Consider the following 13,878-nt stretch of genomic DNA (forward strand, 5'->3'; position numbering starts at 1 on the left):
AGGTCAAGTCATCGCAGCACGAGAACGGGCGTGTGCGAATGTGTCAGCACCTGCTGGGTCTCGCTGCCCAGCAGGAGTCGCTTCAGGCCTCGGCGGCCGTGCGAGGCCATCACGATCAGGTCGCATTTGCTGCGTTTGGCGGTGGCGATGATGGCCTCGGCGATCAGGTCTGATTTCACGGTGACCGGCTTGACCTTCACCTCGCGCAGCTGCCCGGCCGATTTCACCGCGTTCACCACGGCCAGGGCTTCTTCGTTCCACTGGGCTTCGATGCGCGCGATCTCCGCGGCTGCCAGCGCCACGCCACCTTCGAAATAGGTTTGCGGATAGCGGGGAATCACCTTCAGGGCCACGACCTCGGCACCGGTCAGATCGGCCAGGGTGAGGGCATGCTCCACCGCCATGTTGGAGAGTTTGGAGCCGTCGGTGGCCACCAGGATGCGCTTGTACATGGCTTGCTCCTTCAAGGTTGTTGTTCGAACCCACAGGGTAGCGCAGGTGAGCGCTTCGTGGTTGACTTGGATCAAGCCCATGAAGGAACACCCCGCTTACCCTCCAGCCATGAATCAGGCCGCGTCCACGCTCCCGGTGCGGCCCACGCTCGCCGACCCCGCCCCTGTCCCGCCAGCGGCCAGTTGGTTGGGCGACCACCGGGGTCCGCTCACCGTCACCGACAACTTCGCCGTGCTCGACGACCCGGTGGAGCAGGAGACCTTCACCTTGCGCATCGAACAGACCGAAGGCGAAGTCGCCGAATCGGTGTTGATGGTGCAGGGCATGTATTGCGCGGCCTGCGCCGACACGGTGGAGTCGGCTTTGCAGGGCCTGCCGGGGGTGGTGCAGGCGCGCGTGCACGCGGCCACGCGCCGGCTCACGCTGCGCTGGGATCCGCGGGCCACCCGCATGTCGGCCCTGGCGCAGGTGGTGGGCGAGCGCGGTTACCGCTTGCTGCCCATGCAGCAGGCCTTGGGCATCAGCGAGCGCCTGCGCGAGACGCGCCAGGGCTTGTGGCGCCTGTTCGTGGCGGGCTTCTGCATGATGCAGGTGATGATGTACGCATGGCCCGCGTATGTGACCGAGCCCGGCGAGATCCCGGCCGACATCGACCAACTGCTGCGCTGGGCGAGCTGGGTGATCAGCCTGCCGGTGGTGTTCTTCGCCAGCGGCCCGTTTTTCGAGAGCGCCTGGCGCGACCTGAAGCACGGCCGCGTGGGCATGGACACACCGGTGTCCATCGGCATTCTCGTCACCTTCCTGGTGAGCTCGGCCGCCACCTTCGACCCCAGCGGCCCTTGGGGCGCGGAAGTCTGGTTCGATTCGCTGACCATGTTTGTGTTCTTCCTGCTCGGCGGGCGTTATCTGGAGTTCAAGGCGCGCGATCGCACAGCCGGCGCACTCGACAGTCTGATGAACCGCCTGCCCGAGGTCTGCGAGCGCGAGAGCGTGACGGGACTGGAGACCGTGTCGATCCGCCGTCTGGTGGTGGGCGATGTGGTGCGGGTGCAGGCCGGGCAGGCTTTTCCGGCCGACGGTGAACTGCTGAGCGAGCGCGCGACGGTGGACGAGGCCTTGCTCACCGGCGAATCACGCCCGGTGACCCGCGCGCAAGGGCAGGGCGTGGTGGCGGGCAGCTTCAACCTGGGTGGCCCGGTGCGCATGCGCGTGACCCAGGTGGGGCGCGACACGCGCTTTGCCCAGATCGTCAGGCTGATGGAGCAGGCCTCCACCGAGAAGCCGCGCCTGGCCATCCTGGCCGACCGCGTCGCCGCGCCGTTTCTGGTGTTGGTGTTGCTGGCAGCGGCGGTGGCCGGTGTCTATTGGTGGCAGATCGATCACACCCGGGCGCTTGCGGTGGCGGTGGCGGTGCTCATCGTCACCTGCCCGTGTGCGCTGTCGCTGGCCACACCGGCGGCCATGCTGAGTTCGGCCGGCGCGCTGGCGCGCCGCGGCGTGCTGGTGCGCCGGCTGCAGGCGTTCGAGACCTTGGCCGGCATCAACGCCGTGGTGTTCGACAAGACTGGCACGCTCACCCACGACCGGCTGGAGTTGCGTGAGGTGAGCACGCGCGCGGGCGTGAGCCGCGAGCAGGCGCTGGCCCTGGCGGGCGCGCTGGCGGCGGGCTCGCTGCACCCGGTCTCCCGTGCGCTGGCCAGTCACGGGTCGGGCTTGCAACTGATGGATGTGACCGAAGTGGCCGGGCAGGGTATGCAAGCCCGCCTGCCCGACGGCACCGGCGCGCGGCTGGGTTCCGCCGCGTTCTGCGGTGCACCTGGACCGGGCGCACCCGAGGACGCACCGCGCGCCCACCTGAGCGACGACGCCGGCTGGATGGCCAGCTTCACGCTGGAAGAAGCCCTGCGCGAAGACGCCCGCGAAGCGGTGCAGGCGCTGCGCGCGCTGGGCGTGCGCACCTGGCTGCTCTCGGGTGACCGCGCGGCGGCCGCCGAGGCGGTGGGTCAGGCGGTGGGGGTGGACCACGTGATCGCCAGCGCCACACCCGAGCAGAAGCTGGTGGACGTGACCCGTCTGCAAGCACAGGGCCTGAAGATCGCCATGGTGGGTGACGGCCTCAACGACGGCCCGGTGCTCGCGCGCGCTGACACCTCGTTCGCGCTGGGCCGGGCCGCGCCGCTGGCCCAGGCCCAGTCCGACTACGTGATCCAGGGCGGTCAGGTGATGGACGTGGTGCACACGCTCACTCAGGCCCGCGCCACGCTGCGCGTGGTGCGGCAGAACCTCATCTGGGCGGCGGCCTACAACGTGGTGGCCGTGCCGCTGGCCCTGGTGGGCTGGATGCCGCCCTGGCTGGCCGGCCTGGGCATGGCGGGCAGCTCGTTGCTGGTGATCGGCAACGCCCTGCGCCTGGCTGGAAAGACCCCCGATTCCTCGCCAGCCCATCCGGTTGCTGCGCCCGCAACGGCGTAGCATGGACCGAACCTTTCCAACGATTTCGAGAGCCCGCCCACCATGGACATTCTCTATCTGCTGATCCCGCTCTCCGTGCTGCTCGTGTTCGGAATCATCGGCGTGTTCTGGTGGGCCTTGCAGGCCGGGCAGTTCGACAACATCGAGCGCGAAGGTGAGCGGATTCTCAAGAACGATTGAGCCCGCTTGATGTAGGTCAAGGCGCCGCGCTCCCACGCGCAAGACACTTCAGCCAGTGACATTTGTGAGGAGTTTCAGCATGTCCGTGACAAACAAGGCCAGCCAGTCGGCGGTCTACAACGACAAAGTGGTGCGGCAGTTCGCCATCATGACGGTGGTGTGGGGGGTGGTGGGCATGCTGGTGGGCGTGATCATCGCGGCCCAGCTCACCTGGCCCGAGCTCAATCTGGGCATCGAGTGGTTGTCTTATGGCCGCTTGCGGCCGCTGCACACCAACGCGGTGATCTTTGCCTTCGGTGGCTGCGGGCTCTTTGCCTCCAGCTACTACGTGGTGCAGCGCACCTGCCAGACGCGCATCTTCTCCGATGGCCTGGCAGCCTTCACCTTCTGGGGTTGGCAACTGGTGATCGTGCTGGCCGCGATCACGCTGCCACTGGGTCTGACACAGGGTAAGGAATACGCCGAACTCGAATGGCCGATCGACATCCTGATCGCGGTGGTCTGGGTGGCCTACGCGGTGGTGTTCTTCGGCACCATCGGCAAACGCAAGGTGCGCCACATCTACGTGGCCAATTGGTTCTTCGGCTCCTTCATCCTGGCCGTGGCCATGCTGCACATCGTCAACAGCGCGGCGCTTCCGGTGGACGGCTTCAAGTCCTACTCGGCCTACGCCGGCGTGCAGGACGCCATGGTTCAGTGGTGGTACGGTCACAACGCGGTGGGCTTTTTCCTCACCGCGGGCTTCCTCGGGATGATGTATTACTTCATTCCGAAGCAGGCCGAGCGGCCGGTGTACAGCTACCGCTTGTCCATCGTGCACTTCTGGGCCCTGATCTTCACCTACATGTGGGCCGGCCCGCACCACCTGCACTACACCGCGCTGCCCGACTGGACACAATCGGTGGGCATGGTGTTCTCGCTCATCCTGCTCGCGCCCAGCTGGGGCGGCATGATCAACGGCATCATGACGCTCTCGGGCGCCTGGCACAAACTGCGCGACGACCCGATCCTGCGCTTCCTGATCGTCTCGCTCTCGTTCTACGGCATGTCGACCTTTGAAGGTCCGATGATGTCGATCAAGACGGTCAACGCACTGAGCCACTACACCGACTGGACCGTGGGCCACGTGCACAGCGGCGCCCTGGGCTGGGTGGGCCTGGTGACCATGGGCTCCATGTACTACCTGATTCCACGTCTGTACGGCCAGAAGAAGATGTATTCGGTGCCGGCCATCGAAATCCATTTCTGGGTCGCCACCATCGGCATCGTGCTCTACATCGCCGCGATGTGGATTGCCGGTGTGATGCAGGGCCTGATGTGGCGCTCGGTCAACCCCGACGGCAGCCTGACCTACACCTTCGTGGAGTCGGTGAAGGCCACCTTCCCCTTCTACGTGATCCGGCTGCTCGGCGGACTGCTCTACCTGGGCGGCATGCTGGTGATGTTGTGGAACACGTTCATGACAGCCCGCAACGGACAGGTGCCCGAGGTGCGCATACCCGCCATCAACCCTGCCCACGCCTGAGGACAACACCATGGCCAACCAAGACAAAGTCCAGGGTTTCACCCACGAGCGGATCGAGACCAACAACTTCCTGATGATCGTGCTCATCGTGCTGGTGATCGCGGTGGGTGGACTGGTGGAGATCGTTCCACTGTTCTTCCAGAAGTCCACCACCCAGCCGGTGGAGGGTCTCAAGCCCTACACCGCGCTGCAGATCGTCGGGCGCGACATCTACGTGCGAGAAGGTTGCTACAACTGCCACTCGCAGATGATCCGGCCGCTGCAAGCCGAGACGCTGCGTTATGGCCACTACTCGCTGGCGGGTGAATTCGTGTACGACCGACCCTTCCAGTGGGGCAGCAAGCGCACCGGGCCCGACCTGCACCGCGTGGGCGGGCGCTACAGCGACGAGTGGCACCGCGCCCACCTGATCAACCCGCGCGATCTGGTGCCCGAGTCGAACATGCCGGCCTACCCGTGGCTTGAGAAGAATGTGGTCAAGGAGGCCGGTGTTCCCCGGCGCATGGAGGTGCTGCGCACATTGGGCGCGCCCTACACCGACGACGAGATCGCAGCGTCCATGGCCGACGTGAAGGGCAAAAGCGAGCTCGACGCGGTGGTGGCCTACCTGCAGGTGCTCGGCACCGCGATCAAGTGAACCCACGGAGGACACCATGGACATCAACGACCTGCGCAGCATCGTCACCGTGGTCAGCATGCTGACCTTCCTGGGCATCGTGGCCTGGGCCTGGTCCAAGCGGAACAAGGACCGCTTCGATGAGGCAGCGCAACTGCCTTTTCAGGACGAATGAACCCCGCGAACCCGTCAGAACAAGAGAAACATCATGAGTGATTTCACCAGCGAATTCTGGTCCTGGTATGTGGCTGGGCTGACCCTGGTCAGCATCCTGGCCTGCGCAGTCCTGCTCTGGATCAGCGGTACGACCAAGGTCAAGGCCCGGGCCGACAACACCACCGGCCACGTGTGGGACGAGGACCTGCAAGAGATGAACAACCCCCTGCCACGCTGGTGGGTGTACCTGTTCGTCATCACGGTGATCTTTGCGCTGGTCTACGGCGTGCTGTACCCCACCTTCGGCAAATACCAGGGTCTGCTGGGTTGGACGTCGCAAGGCCAGCACCAGGCTGAGGTGGACAAGGCGCAGAAGGACATCGCACCCATCTACGCGCGTTTCAACGGCCTCTCGCCCGAGCAACTGGCCGGTGACGCGCCGGCCATGGCGGTGGGCGAGCGGCTGTACATGAACAACTGCGCGCAGTGCCATGGCTCGGACGCGCGTGGCGCCCGCAGCTTTCCCAACCTCACCGACGGTGACTGGCTGCACGGCGGCGACCCCGCCGCCATCAAGACCACGCTCACGCAAGGCCGCATCGGCATGATGCCGCCCCTGGCCGCTGCCGTGGGCACGCCCGATGACGTTCGCAACGTGGCCCACTATGTCTTGAGCCTGTCGGCCACGCCGCACGACTCGGTGCGCGCATCACAAGGCCGTGCCAAGTTCGCCGTGTGTGCCGCCTGCCACGGCGCCGATGGCAAGGGCAACACCGCGCTGGGTGCACCCAACCTGACCGACGGCATCTGGCTGCATGGCTGGGGCGAAGAAGCCATCACGCGCGCCGTGACCAATGGTTTCACCAACCAGATGCCGGCGCAGGCGGCCAAGCTCAACGCCGACCAGATCCACGTGTTGACCGCGTACGTCTGGGGCATGTCCAACAAGCCGCCGGCTGCGGCCAACTGAGTCCGGTTGAAACCACCCGTGTCCACCACCAAGCCTTCAGCCACCGTCATTCCCATCGTGCCCGCAGCGGTGGACGACGAGACGATGGTGTCGCTGTACGCGGCCAGCCAGAAGATCCATCCGCGCTCGGTCTCGGGTGTGTTCTCCAACTGGCGCTGGCTCATGGTGTGGATCACGCAGATCGTTTTTTACGGTCTGCCCTGGCTGGAGTGGAATGCGCGCCAGGCCGTGTTGTTCGATCTGGAGGTGCGCCGCTTCTACATCTTCAGTCTGGTGCTCTACCCGCAGGACTTCATCTACCTCACGGGCCTGCTGGTGATCTCGGCGCTCTCGCTGTTCCTGTTCACCGCGGTGGCGGGGCGGCTGTGGTGCGGCTTTGCCTGCCCGCAGACGGTCTACACCGAGATCTTCCTGTGGATCGAAAAGAAGGTGGAGGGCGACCGCTCGGCGCGCCTGCGGCTGGACGCAGCCGGCATGTCGGCATCCAAGCTGGGCAAGCGCGTGCTCAAGCAGGTGCTGTGGATCGCCTTTGCGCTGTGGACAGGCTTCACCTTCGTCGGCTACTTCACGCCCATCCGCGAGCTCGCTGCCCTGTCCCTGGCCGCCTCGCTCGGGCCCTGGCAGACCTTCTGGATCTTCTTCTACGGCTTCGCCACCTACGGCAACGCCGGCTTCCTGCGGGAGCAGGTGTGCAAGTACATGTGCCCCTACGCGCGTTTCCAGAGCGCGATGTTCGACAAGGACACGATGATCGTGACCTACGACGAGAAGCGTGGCGAGCCGCGTGGTCCGCGCTCGAAGAAGGCCGACCCGGTGGCGCTGGGTCTGGGCTCGTGTGTGGACTGCACCCTGTGCGTGCAGGTCTGCCCCACCGGCATCGACATCCGCAAGGGCCTGCAGTACGAGTGCATCGGTTGCGCGGCCTGCGTCGACGTGTGTGATGACGTGATGGACAAGGTCGGCTACCCGCGTGGTCTCATCAGGTTTTCAACCCAGAACGGCATGGCGCAAGGCTGGGACACGAAGCAGATGCTGCAGCGCGCCATGCGCCCGCGTGTGCTGGTGTACTCGGCCATTCTGTTGACCATCACCGCCGCGGTGGGTATGAGCCTGTTCATGCGAACGCCCCTGCGGGTGGACGTGATGCGCGACCGCGGATCGCTGGCGCGCATGGTGGAGCAGGGCCGCATCGAAAACGTGTACCGCCTGCAGATCATGAACGCCACCGAAAAGACGCAGCGCTACGCCATCACGGTCTCTGGCTTGCCGGGCATCACGCTGGACCCGGTCACCGAGATCGAGGTGTTGCCCACCGAGGTGCGATCGGCCGCGGTGCGGGTTCAGATCCCGCCCGGCACTGCGCAAACCGGCTCACACCCGATCCAGTTCGACATCAGTTCCACCGGCGACGACGTGGCCAGCGTGACCGAAAAGGCCGCCTTCCTCGTGCCGCGTTGACCCAGCCCTTTTCAGGAGATTTCCATGAGTTCATCCCATGCCATGACGACCGCCCCGGCCCCTGCCTGGTGGCGCACCCCGCAGATGTGGCTGGTGGTGGGGGCGCCGCTGGTGGGCGTGGCGGCCAGCCTGACCGCCGCCTTCTTCGCCATCAACGGTGCCGACCCGGTGCTCAACAAGGCCGACTACCAGCGCGACTTCAAGGCCGCCCATGCCCTGCAAGGCCAGGCCCGCATCGACGCGCTGGCCAAGCTGCAGCCGGCCCATCAGGCGCGCAACAACGCTGCCTCGCCGGTGATCCCGGCCCAGTGAGCCGTCACCACAACAACGGGGAGACCAGCCCATGTGGGGAAAACGCCTGATGTGGATTGCATGGCCCGCCTTTCTGGTGGCAGCCGTGCTGGAGATGATCGTGTTTGCGCTGGTGGATCCGAGCGACCTGCACTGGTTCGGCTCGCCGCTGGCACTCTCGCGCGAAGCGGTCTACACGCTGGCGTTTTTCGTGTTCTGGGGGTTGACAGTGGCGTCGAGTGCGTTGACCACGCTGCTCACCCTTCCTTCGTCGGAAATCAACCGCTGAACGATCCGCCGCCGGGCCGCGGCGGAGCGTGGGGGCTCTATGAACAGGTCTGCGGGTTGACGATCTGGCGCAATCCGTCAACGTTCTTGATGTGCACGTAGCGCTGCTTCACATCGATGATGCCGTCCTCCACGAACTTGGAGAACGTGCGGCTCACGGTCTCCAGTTTCATGCCCAGGTAGCTGCCGATCTCCTCGCGTGTCATGCGCAGCACGAATTCGGACTGCGAGAACCCGCGTGCGTGCAGGCGCTGCACCAGGTTGAGCAGGAAGGCGGCCAGCCGTTCCTCGGCCCGCATGCTGCCCAACAGGAGCATCACGCCATGCTCGCGCACGATCTCGCGGCTCAGGATTTTGTGCACATGGTGCTGCAGCGTGGTGAACTCGCGTGAGAGTTCCTCAACCTGGTCGAACGGCATGATGCAGACCTCGGCGTCTTCCAGCGCGACGGCGTCGCAGGAGTGGTGGTCGCTCACGATGCCGTCCATGCCGATGATCTCGCCCGTCATCTGAAAGCCGGTCACCTGGTCGCGGCCGTCGGCGGTGGTGACGCAGGTCTTGAAGAAGCCCGAGCGCACGGCGTAGAGAGAGGTGAACTTGTCTCCCACGTTGAAGAGCGATTGACCGCGTTTGATGCGTTTGCGGGTGGAAATCACGCGGTCCAGCTTGTCCATCTCCTCGGGGTTCAAACCCATGGGCAAACAGAGTTCGCGCAGGTTGCAGCTGGAGCAGGCAACTTTGATCGAGTGGGCGTCCATACAGAATCCAGGAATGTGTGACAGGTGACAGCATACCCCCGTGGGGTGTTGATGAGCAAAGCCGCCCGCCGTACCGCCTGTTGATGAAGATCAAGGGGCGCAACGCCGTCGTGCTGCACAGTGGCCTCATTGATTGGGAGACACCCGTGAGCCACACCATTTCCGACGACCTGCTTCGCCGGTTCGACATACCCGGACCGCGCTACACCTCGTACCCCACCGCCGACCGCTTCGTTGAAGCTTTCACCCAGCAGGACTACGTTCAGGCGCTCGAGCAGCGCAAGGTGGGATCGATGGCGCTGCCGCTCTCGCTGTATGTGCACATTCCGTTCTGCGAATCGGTCTGCTACTACTGCGCCTGCAACAAGGTGATCACCAGGCACCACGAACGCGCCGCCGAGTACCTGCGCTACCTCGCGCTTGAGGTGGAGTTGCAGGTGGCACATGTCGGCTCGGGCCAGAACGTGTCGCAGCTGCATCTGGGCGGCGGCACACCGACCTTCCTGTCGGACAGCGAGCTTGAAGACCTCATGAGCATGCTGCGCTCGCATTTCACGCTGGTGCCGGGCGGCGAGTATTCGATCGAGGTGGATCCGCGCACCGTGACTGAAGAGCGCCTGCGCGCGCTGGCGCGTCTGGGCTTCAACCGCCTGAGCTTCGGCGTGCAGGACTTCGACCCCACGGTGCAAAAGGCGGTGCACCGCCTCCAGCCCGCGGAGCAGGTATTTGCCCTGGTGGCTGCTGCACGGCGCATCGGGTTCGAATCGATCAATGTCGACCTGATCTACGGCCTGCCCATGCAGACGCCGGAGTCGTTCGCGCGCACGCTCGCGCAGGTCAACGAGTTGCGGCCCGACCGCATCGCGCTCTACGCCTATGCGCACCTGCCCTCGCGCTTCAAGCCGCAGCGGCGCATCGTCGCCGCCGAGCTGCCCAGCGGCAGCGCCAAGCTGTCCATGCTGTCGGCTTCGCTCGATGCATTGCAGGACGCTGGCTATGTGTACGTGGGCATGGATCATTTCGCCCTGCCCACCGACGCCTTGGCCGTGGCCAAGCGCCAGGGCAGGCTGCACCGCAACTTCCAGGGCTACAGCACCCAGCCCGACTGCGATCTGATTGCGCTCGGTGTCTCGGCCATTGGTCGCATCGGTGCCACCTACAGCCAGAACGCCAAGACGCTGGAGGAGTACCGCGACCTGCTCGACCAGGGCCGTCTGCCGATCGTGCGCGGCCTGGCGCTGACGCGCGACGACCTGCTGCGCCGCTCGGTGATCATGTCATTGATGTGCCAGGGCGAGCTGCAGTTCGAGTCGATCGAGCTCGGACACCTGATCGATTTCAGGGGCTATTTCGCGCGCGAGCTGGAGATCCTTGAGGGCCTGGCCGAGCACGGGCTGGTGCGCCTGGACAAGGCCGGCCTGCAGGTGACCGAGGCCGGCTGGTACCTGGTGCGTGCCATCGCCATGGTGTTCGACAAATACCTGAGGGTGGACCAGGATCGAGCGCGGTTCTCCAAGATCATCTGAGCTGCACTACATTGACCCCATGCAAACCTCGATGGCGATCACGGCCCTGTTCATGGGCGTGGTGGGTGGCCCCCACTGCGTGGCCATGTGCGGTGCGGCCTGCGCCGGTATCAGCCGCGCCGCGGGTGCGCGCAGCACCCAGGCGCTGTGGACCTTTCAGGTCAGCCGCATGGTCGGCTACGCGCTGTTCGGTGCTTTCGCGGCGGGCTCGGTGCAAGGCCTGGCCTGGCTGGGCACCAACACGACGGTCATCCGCCCGGTGTGGACCTCGTTCCATGTGGCGGCCTTGCTGCTGGGCATGACGCTGCTGTGGCGTGCGCGCCAGCCGGCCTGGATCGAGAGCATGGGTCAGACCATCTGGCGCAAGGCACGTCCGGTGTTCATGTCCATGGGCCAACGCGCGCCGGTGGTGCTGGGCGTGGCTTGGGCATTGATGCCTTGCGGTTTGTTGTACTCGGCGCTGCTGGTGGCGTCGCTATCGGCCAACGCACTGGAGGGCGCCGCGATCATGGCGCTGTTCTCCATCGGCACCTCGATCTCGTTGACCGCCGCTCCGTGGCTTCTGCTGCGGCTGAACGGCGCGCGATCGGGCGCCTGGGGCATCCGGCTGGCCGGGTTGGCGCTGGCGGTGACTTCCGGCTGGGCGCTGTGGATGGGCGTCACCCAGCCCACGGGACTTTGGTGTCTTTGAATCAGGCCGGTTTGGCGTTGCGATCGGGCAGGGTGGCCAGCACCAGTCCAAGCAGCGCAATGCCAAACGCGATCATCTGAACCGGGCTGAGCCGCTCGCCCATGAACAGCACGCCAATGGCCGCGGCGCTCACCGGCAGCATGACGGTGAACACGCCCGCCTGTGAGGCCGGAACCGTCTTCAGCCCGGTCATCCACAGCCACACCGTCCACACGCTGGCCGCCAGCGCATAGAACACCAGCAGGGTCCAGATCGGCAAGCTCACGGTGCCGAAGTCGAACGACCACGCTGCCCACAGGCCCAGCGGCGTGACCAGTGCAAAGCCCCACAGATTGATGATGGCCGAGATGCGTTTGGGGCCCAGACCTTCGGTGAGGCGCTTGCCAATCACCACGTAAGACGCTTCGCACACCACCGCTGCGAACACCAGCACGTTGCCCAGCAGCGCGCGGCTGATGCCGAACGGGCCGCTGGTGTCCACCGCCACACCGCCGTCAACCTTCTGCAGCGAAAACAGGCCAATGCCGATGGCCGCGCATGCGATGCCCGCCGCGCTGCGCCACCCGATGCGCTCGCGCAGGAAGATCCAGCTCAGCACCGCCACCACCGCCGGAATGGACGACATCACCACGCCGGCCGCCACGGCCGTGGTCATGCTCACGCCAAACAGCATGCAGATGGAAAACAGGAAGTTGCCCAGGAACGATTCGAGGAACAGCAGCCAGCGCGTGTGCGGCGTGATGGGTGGCTCGCCCGGCGGCTTCTTCAACCAGCGCCCCATGGCCAGCCCACCAATGCCGAAACGAAGCCAGGCCAGCAGGAAGATGGGAAATACGAGCACCAGTGGCTTGGACAGGGCCACGTAGCTGCCCACGAGCGACATGCTCAGCGCGAGGCTGGCATAGGCCCACCAGCGGTTCAGGGGAGGGATGGGATTCACGAGACCGGTCGATTCAGAAGTGGGCTGGATCATGCCCGAAGCGCAGGCGGCGCCACTTTTCGGGATGAGGGAAGGTGATTTCTTATTGTGAAATCAAAGAATGTTGCGGTGCGGAAAAATTTCTCAATACAAGAAACTGTTTTCCACATTGAGAAAAATCAAGAAAATACCGTTGATAAACAAAGAAAAAGTTTTTCTCTTATATAAGACATAAGAGCTTTCAAAAGTCTTCTATAAGACTTAAAGTGAAGGCACTGGCTGCGGCGCTGCAAGAAGGCTTGCACAACCCCGAAGCCGCCCCTGTTCCATCAACCTCACGGAGTATCCCCATGCCTCAATCCCTGACCGAGCAACTGAGCCGCCAGCAGCAAATCGAAGCCCTGGAAAAAGACTGGGCCACCAACCCGCGTTGGAAGGGCGTGAAGCGCGGTTACTCCGCCGCCGACGTCGTGCGCCTGCGCGGCAGCATGCAGATCGAGCACACGCTGGCCAAGCGTGGCGCCGAAAAGCTGTGGGACAAGGTGAACGGCGGCTCCAAGAAGGGCTACGTCAACGCGTTCGGCGCGATCTCCGCCGGCCAGGCCATGCAGCAAGCCAAAGCCGGTCTGGAAGCCGTGTACCTGTCGGGCTGGCAAGTGGCCGCTGACGGCAACACCTCCGAGACCATGTACCCCGACCAGTCGCTGTATGCCTACGACTCGGTGCCCACCATGGTTCGCCGCATCAACAACACCTTCAAGCGCGCTGACGAAATCCAGTGGGGCCGTGGCATCGAGCCGGGCAGCCCGGAGTTCATCGACTACTTCCTGCCGATCGTGGCCGACGCCGAAGCCGGTTTCGGCGGCGTGTTGAACGCGTTCGAACTGATGAAGAACATGATTGCCGCCGGTGCCGCCGGTGTGCACTTCGAAGACCAGTTGGCCGCCGTGAAGAAGTGCGGCCACATGGGTGGCAAGGTGCTTGTGCCCACGCAAGAGGCTTGCGAGAAGCTGATCGCCGCGCGCTTCGCCGCCGACGTGATGGGCGTGTCCACCATCGTGCTGGCCCGCACCGACGCCGAAGCCGCCAACCTGATCACCAGCGACCACGACGCCAATGACAAGCCCTTCCTGACCGGCGAGCGCACGCAAGAGGGCTTCTACCGCGTGAAGAACGGCCTGGAGCAAGCCATCAGTCGCGGCATCGCCTACGCCCCCTACGCCGACCTGGTGTGGTGCGAGACCGGCGTGCCCGACATCGGCTTCGCCCGCGAATTCGCCCAGGCCGTGCAGGCAGCTTGCCCGGGCAAGCTGCTGTCGTACAACTGCTCGCCTTCGTTCAACTGGAAGAAGAACCTCAACGACAAGCAGATCGCCTCGTTCCAGGAAGACCTGGCCGCGCTGGGCTACAAGTACCAGTTCATCACGCTGGCCGGCATCCACATCAACTGGTTCAACACCTTCCAGTTCGCCCACGCCTACGCCCGCGGCGAAGGCATGAAGCACTACACCGAGATGGTGCAGGAACCCGAATTCGCCGCACGCGACAAGGGCTACACCTTCGTGTCGCACCAGC

15 protein-coding genes are annotated in these 13,878 nt (G+C 64.8%); 12 read left to right on the top strand and 3 right to left on the bottom strand.

From position 1 onward, the window contains the following. Nucleotides 1-8: 8 nt before the first annotated feature. Entirely contained in the window at nt 9-452 is a 444-nt protein-coding gene (locus V6M63_RS19185; RefSeq protein WP_332744461.1) for a universal stress protein, read from the bottom strand. A gap of 109 nt (nt 453-561) precedes the next feature. On the opposite strand from V6M63_RS19185, the gene V6M63_RS19190 reads away from it, so the two are divergent. The 9 genes from V6M63_RS19190 to V6M63_RS19230 all read left to right on the top strand — a co-directional run bounded on the left by V6M63_RS19190 (nt 562) and on the right by V6M63_RS19230 (nt 8,410). Next, a complete protein-coding gene (locus V6M63_RS19190; RefSeq protein WP_332744463.1) occupies nt 562-2,925 on the top strand; it encodes a heavy metal translocating P-type ATPase in 2,364 nt (787 codons plus the stop codon). Nucleotides 2,926-2,967: 42 nt separating this feature from the next. After that, nucleotides 2,968-3,105 carry a cbb3-type cytochrome oxidase assembly protein CcoS gene (ccoS, locus tag V6M63_RS19195; protein ID WP_332744465.1) on the top strand — a complete coding sequence of 46 codons (138 nt, stop codon included), beginning with the start codon at nt 2,968-2,970 and terminating at the stop codon, nt 3,103-3,105. Nucleotides 3,106-3,184: 79 nt separating this feature from the next. Then, complete coding sequence (gene ccoN / locus V6M63_RS19200) at nt 3,185-4,630, top strand: cytochrome-c oxidase, cbb3-type subunit I (RefSeq protein WP_332744467.1); 1,446 nt, start codon at nt 3,185-3,187, stop codon at nt 4,628-4,630. Between the two features lie 10 nt (nt 4,631-4,640). Continuing rightward, nucleotides 4,641-5,267, top strand: a complete 627-nt coding sequence (gene ccoO / locus V6M63_RS19205; protein ID WP_332744469.1) for a cytochrome-c oxidase, cbb3-type subunit II — start codon at nt 4,641-4,643, stop codon at nt 5,265-5,267. Nucleotides 5,268-5,283: 16 nt separating this feature from the next. Continuing rightward, nucleotides 5,284-5,421, top strand: a complete 138-nt coding sequence (locus V6M63_RS19210) for a cbb3-type cytochrome oxidase subunit 3 (protein ID WP_332744471.1) — start codon at nt 5,284-5,286, stop codon at nt 5,419-5,421. A 33-nt stretch (nt 5,422-5,454) separates the two neighbouring features. After that, nucleotides 5,455-6,372: a cytochrome-c oxidase, cbb3-type subunit III gene (gene ccoP, locus V6M63_RS19215; RefSeq protein WP_332744473.1), complete on the top strand. Its 918-nt coding sequence runs from the start codon at nt 5,455-5,457 to the stop codon at nt 6,370-6,372. 6 nt (nt 6,373-6,378) lie between these two features. Then, nucleotides 6,379-7,830 carry a cytochrome c oxidase accessory protein CcoG gene (ccoG, locus tag V6M63_RS19220; protein WP_442909618.1) on the top strand — a complete coding sequence of 484 codons (1,452 nt, stop codon included), beginning with the start codon at nt 6,379-6,381 and terminating at the stop codon, nt 7,828-7,830. A gap of 24 nt (nt 7,831-7,854) precedes the next feature. After that, nucleotides 7,855-8,142 carry a hypothetical protein gene (locus tag V6M63_RS19225; RefSeq protein ID WP_291081646.1) on the top strand — a complete coding sequence of 96 codons (288 nt, stop codon included), beginning with the start codon at nt 7,855-7,857 and terminating at the stop codon, nt 8,140-8,142. A gap of 31 nt (nt 8,143-8,173) precedes the next feature. Continuing rightward, nucleotides 8,174-8,410 carry a hypothetical protein gene (locus tag V6M63_RS19230; protein WP_332744477.1) on the top strand — a complete coding sequence of 79 codons (237 nt, stop codon included), beginning with the start codon at nt 8,174-8,176 and terminating at the stop codon, nt 8,408-8,410. Between the two features lie 37 nt (nt 8,411-8,447). Here V6M63_RS19230 and fnr read toward each other — a convergent pair whose 3' ends face one another. After that, nucleotides 8,448-9,167, bottom strand: a complete 720-nt coding sequence (gene fnr / locus V6M63_RS19235; protein ID WP_332744479.1) for a fumarate/nitrate reduction transcriptional regulator Fnr — start codon at nt 9,165-9,167, stop codon at nt 8,448-8,450. Between the two features lie 146 nt (nt 9,168-9,313). Between fnr and hemN the strand changes: the two genes are divergently transcribed. Next, the gene (gene hemN, locus V6M63_RS19240; RefSeq protein WP_332744481.1) at nt 9,314-10,693 is read left to right on the top strand and encodes an oxygen-independent coproporphyrinogen III oxidase; all 1,380 of its coding nucleotides are present in this window, start codon (nt 9,314-9,316) and stop codon (nt 10,691-10,693) included. A gap of 19 nt (nt 10,694-10,712) precedes the next feature. Then, nucleotides 10,713-11,384 carry a sulfite exporter TauE/SafE family protein gene (locus V6M63_RS19245; RefSeq protein ID WP_332744483.1) on the top strand — a complete coding sequence of 224 codons (672 nt, stop codon included), beginning with the start codon at nt 10,713-10,715 and terminating at the stop codon, nt 11,382-11,384. 1 nt (nt 11,385) lies between these two features. On the opposite strand, the gene V6M63_RS19250 is transcribed toward V6M63_RS19245, so the two are convergent. After that, nucleotides 11,386-12,324 carry a DMT family transporter gene (locus tag V6M63_RS19250; protein ID WP_332744485.1) on the bottom strand — a complete coding sequence of 313 codons (939 nt, stop codon included), beginning with the start codon at nt 12,322-12,324 and terminating at the stop codon, nt 11,386-11,388. 329 nt (nt 12,325-12,653) lie between these two features. Between V6M63_RS19250 and aceA the strand changes: the two genes are divergently transcribed. Next, nucleotides 12,654-13,878: isocitrate lyase (gene aceA / locus V6M63_RS19255; protein WP_332744487.1), on the top strand; the 1,225-nt coding region annotated here is incomplete at its 3' end.

Origin of the sequence: Hydrogenophaga sp. (assembly GCF_036675665.1) — a bacterium.
Lineage (GTDB): Bacteria > Pseudomonadota > Gammaproteobacteria > Burkholderiales > Burkholderiaceae_C > Hydrogenophaga.

Bases quoted from the DNA above. Each gene is read 5' to 3' on its own strand.
- V6M63_RS19230 (WP_332744477.1), top strand. From the start codon at position 8,174: ATGTGGGGAAAACGCCTGATGTGGATTGCATGGCCCGCCTTTCTGGTG.
- ccoS (WP_332744465.1), top strand. From the start codon at position 2,968: ATGGACATTCTCTATCTGCTGATCCCGCTCTCCGTGCTGCTCGTGTTC.
- ccoN (WP_332744467.1), top strand. From the start codon at position 3,185: ATGTCCGTGACAAACAAGGCCAGCCAGTCGGCGGTCTACAACGACAAA.
- V6M63_RS19185 (WP_332744461.1), bottom strand. From the start codon at position 452: ATGTACAAGCGCATCCTGGTGGCCACCGACGGCTCCAAACTCTCCAAC.
- V6M63_RS19225 (WP_291081646.1), top strand. From the start codon at position 7,855: ATGAGTTCATCCCATGCCATGACGACCGCCCCGGCCCCTGCCTGGTGG.
- ccoO (WP_332744469.1), top strand. From the start codon at position 4,641: ATGGCCAACCAAGACAAAGTCCAGGGTTTCACCCACGAGCGGATCGAG.
- V6M63_RS19190 (WP_332744463.1), top strand. From the start codon at position 562: ATGAATCAGGCCGCGTCCACGCTCCCGGTGCGGCCCACGCTCGCCGAC.
- V6M63_RS19210 (WP_332744471.1), top strand. From the start codon at position 5,284: ATGGACATCAACGACCTGCGCAGCATCGTCACCGTGGTCAGCATGCTG.
- V6M63_RS19245 (WP_332744483.1), top strand. From the start codon at position 10,713: ATGCAAACCTCGATGGCGATCACGGCCCTGTTCATGGGCGTGGTGGGT.
- fnr (WP_332744479.1), bottom strand. From the start codon at position 9,167: ATGGACGCCCACTCGATCAAAGTTGCCTGCTCCAGCTGCAACCTGCGC.
- ccoP (WP_332744473.1), top strand. From the start codon at position 5,455: ATGAGTGATTTCACCAGCGAATTCTGGTCCTGGTATGTGGCTGGGCTG.